This is a genomic window from Bacillus sp. 7884-1, assembly GCF_002272245.1.
In the GTDB taxonomy this organism is placed as follows: Bacteria; Bacillota; Bacilli; order Bacillales; family Cytobacillaceae; genus Neobacillus.
This window is the reverse complement of the sequence record NZ_NPDD01000196.1, coordinates 1-3,436: the sequence shown is the minus strand read 5'-3', so window position 1 is coordinate 3,436 and position 3,436 is coordinate 1. Positions and strand designations below refer to the sequence as shown.

Genomic DNA, 3,436 nt, shown 5'->3' with positions numbered 1-3,436 from the left:
CGCCTGTGGGGTCTCCCCTGTCCCGTCCTCCTGCAGGAGTCTCGCACCTTTCGCACAAATCAACAGGGTACTAAAATCAACATTTAGCTTTAACACAGCTTATTTTTATATCATTCACGTACGGAGGAAATAATGAAGATTAAGGAATTCATTGTGGTGGAGGGAAAAGACGATACCACTACAATTAAACGAGCTGTTGATGCAGATACAATTGAAACCAATGGTTCCGCAATTAATGAAGAAACCATCGAAAAAATCAAAAGAGCACAAGAAACACGAGGGGTAATCATCTTTACAGACCCCGATTACCCAGGTGAAAAAATCAGGAAAACGATTGCTGAAAAAGTACCTGGCGCAAAACACGCTTTTTTACCGAAAGAAGTCGCAATCGCTAAAAATGGAAAAGGTCTGGGTGTTGAACATGCCTCTTTAGAAGCAATAAGAAACGCATTAAGAGACGCACAAATCATGTCAGATACGATTAAAGAGGAAATCACACAAGAGGACTTAATGACAGCGGGACTCATTGGGGGAGCAGGATCAAAAGAGCGAAGGGTCATGTTGGGAAAACTTTTGAAAATTGGTTATACCAATGGAAAGCAGCTTTATAAAAGATTGATGATGTTTCAAATCAGCAGGCAGGAATTTGCAGAGGCACTCGCAGTTGTGATACAGGAGGAAAAAAATGAATAAAGACATAGCTACACCGATTCGAACACGAGCCATTCTTGAAAAATATGGATTTTCTTTTAAGAAAAGTCTGGGCCAAAACTTTTTAATTGATACAAATATCTTACATAGAATTGTTGACTTTGCAGAAATGGGTGAAAATTCAGGGGCGATTGAAATTGGTCCTGGTATTGGTGCACTGACAGAACAGCTTGCCCGCAGGAGTAAAAAAGTGGTTGCTTTTGAAATCGACCAAAGATTACTGCCGATATTATCTGACACTCTTTCGCCGTATGAAAATGTAAAAGTTATCCATAATGATATACTTGAAGCAGATGTTCAGGAGGTCATAGATACAGAATTTTCAAATTTCGATGATCTTATGGTTGTTGCCAATCTCCCATACTACGTGACGACTCCGATTATTATGAAGCTGCTAGAGGAACAGATTCCAATACGAGGTATCGTGTGTATGCTTCAAAAAGAGGTCGCAGACCGCATTTCAGCGAAGCCAGGGACAAAGGAATACGGATCGCTTTCTATCGCCGTACAGTACTACACAAAGGCGGAGACGGTTATGATTGTTCCTAAAACAGTTTTCGTCCCTCAGCCAAATGTAGATTCGGCTGTAATCCGCTTAACAAGAAGAGAAAAGCCAGCGGTAATCGTAAAAGATGAGAAATTCTTTTTCCAAGTAACACGAGCAAGTTTTGCACAAAGGAGAAAAACACTTCTAAATAATTTAACTAGTCAACTTCAGGATGGGAAAGAAAAGAAAGATGAAATCATAAGTGCATTAAATGCAGCTGGAATTGATCCAACGAGAAGAGGGGAAACTCTTTCCGTTGAGGAATTCGGAAAATTGAGCGATGAATTATATACCTATTTTCAATAGACCTTTTTAGGTCTATTTTTTTGTTGGCTGTGTTAATAAGGCTGTTGATTTGCACTCCAGGCGCTATGCTTTCCGCGGGCTCGCCCTTGAGCCTCCTCGGTCATTCCGACCTGCGGGGTCTCACGGTGCTCGTTCATCCCGCAGGAGTCAAGCGCCTTCCGCTCCAATCAACAGGTTCATAAATCATAAGTGTCCTTTAACACAGCTTTCATTTTAAATCAATGTAATTGAACTCGTCATTCACATTAACTTGTGTAGTTGCATAGCCTATCAAAGAGAAACTTTATTTGGAAGGCCTATAAGCTGGTCTAATTGGAGTGACAGCAGTGAATATAAAGATGATGGATATTGTCGGCAGACGGTCCTATAACTGTGATATTCTATTCCGGGTTATTGATATTCAAATACTAAATGGCCAGAGATTTGCAGTCCTATACGGTGAAGATATTCGCTTAGTGGCAGATGCCCCTTACGAGGATTTAGTGAAGATTAACAAAAATGCAAGGTCGAAAATAATACAGGAATACAAAATCCTTGAAGAGCAATCCTTTCGCCTTTTTGCACAGGACGTTGATTTAATAAAGCAAAGGCAGGATTATGAAGCGACAGGCGGCTATGTACAGCCAGCCAATTATTTTCAAATTCCAGGAAAGGTTCTTCACTTAGATGGAGACCAAGATTACTTACAAAAGTGTATGACTTTATATGAGAAAATTGGTATTCCTGTCTATGGGGTACATTGTAACGAGAAAGAGATGCCAAAGAAAATTGGCGGCTTAATTGATCAATACCGTCCTGATATTTTAGTCATTACCGGTCATGATGCCTATTCTAAGGCAAAGGGGAAAATATCTGATATTAATGCATACCGCCACTCAAAGCACTTTGTCCAAACCGTCAAGGAGGCACGAAGAAAGATTCCTCATTTAGATCAACTCGTTATCTTTGCAGGTGCCTGCCAATCTCACTTTGAATCTTTGATACATGCAGGTGCAAATTTTGCCAGTTCCCCATCACGAATTAATATACATGCATTAGATCCCGTTTATATTGTTGCAAAAATTGGCTTCACGCCGTTTATGGAAAGTATCAACGTTTGGGATGTTTTACGAAACACACTAACCGGAGAAAAGGGCCTGGGGGGCATTGAAACAAAAGGTGTCTTACGAACAGGAATGCCTTACAATCCTGTCCAGGAAGAAGAATCATAAGTCCTAATAGAAAAGCGAAAGGATTCTGCTAATGACCCCAATTCGATGGCGCCTGGAGCTAGACAGTTCTCGAAAGTCACCTACTATAAACTTTTCTAGGAATTATTTTTTTATTGCACATAATCCTCCCTTTTTAAGGTAAAGATAATGATTGTTGAAATTTGGGAGAAAAAGTAGAAGAAAAGATATTGACAATCTTTTTGTCGGACTGATATAATTTTATGTTTTTATTTGACAAGGACTATGTCAGTGTGATATACTTTACACAGTGAGGTGGACCGAATGCCAAAAACCTTAGCCGATATTAAAAAGGCTCTAGATTCAAATTTAGGGAAAAGATTGTTGCTGAAGGCAAACGGAGGACGTAGAAAGACAATCGAACGATCCGGCGTATTAGCCGAAACGTACCCTTCGGTTTTTGTAATCGAGTTAGATCAAGAAGAAAATGCATTTGAACGAGTTTCATACAGCTACGCAGATGTACTTACCGAAACAGTTCAAATAACCTTCTATGAGGACGCAGCAGGAAACATAGCTTTAAGTTAGAATATAGGGCAATTTTTTAGGGCAGAAAATCATCCGATTTTCTGCCTTTTGCTATTTACAAAGGCTGTGTTAATGCAAAATGTTGATATTACCACTCTGTTGATTTGTGCGGAAG

General features: G+C 39.8%; 4 protein-coding genes. All 4 read left to right on the top strand.

Features of this window, described 5'->3' with window-relative positions:
• Window positions 1–132 precede the first annotated feature (132 nt).
• Window positions 133–693 (top strand): ribonuclease M5, encoded by a 561-nt coding sequence (rnmV, locus tag CHI06_RS21870; protein WP_095250688.1) that lies wholly within the window; start codon window positions 133–135, stop codon window positions 691–693.
• Entirely contained in the window at window positions 686–1,564 is an 879-nt protein-coding gene (gene rsmA, locus CHI06_RS21865) for a 16S rRNA (adenine(1518)-N(6)/adenine(1519)-N(6))-dimethyltransferase RsmA (RefSeq protein ID WP_095250687.1), read from the top strand. The genes rnmV and rsmA overlap by 8 nt, the downstream gene beginning before the upstream one ends.
• A 326-nt stretch (window positions 1,565–1,890) precedes the next feature.
• The gene (yabG, locus tag CHI06_RS21860; protein WP_095250686.1) at window positions 1,891–2,775 is read left to right on the top strand and encodes a sporulation peptidase YabG; all 885 of its coding nucleotides are present in this window, start codon (window positions 1,891–1,893) and stop codon (window positions 2,773–2,775) included.
• Between the two features lie 282 nt (window positions 2,776–3,057).
• Window positions 3,058–3,321 carry a biofilm formation stimulator Veg gene (veg, locus tag CHI06_RS21855; protein ID WP_045515579.1) on the top strand — a complete coding sequence of 88 codons (264 nt, stop codon included), beginning with the start codon at window positions 3,058–3,060 and terminating at the stop codon, window positions 3,319–3,321.
• The last annotated feature ends 115 nt before the right edge of the window (window positions 3,322–3,436 follow it).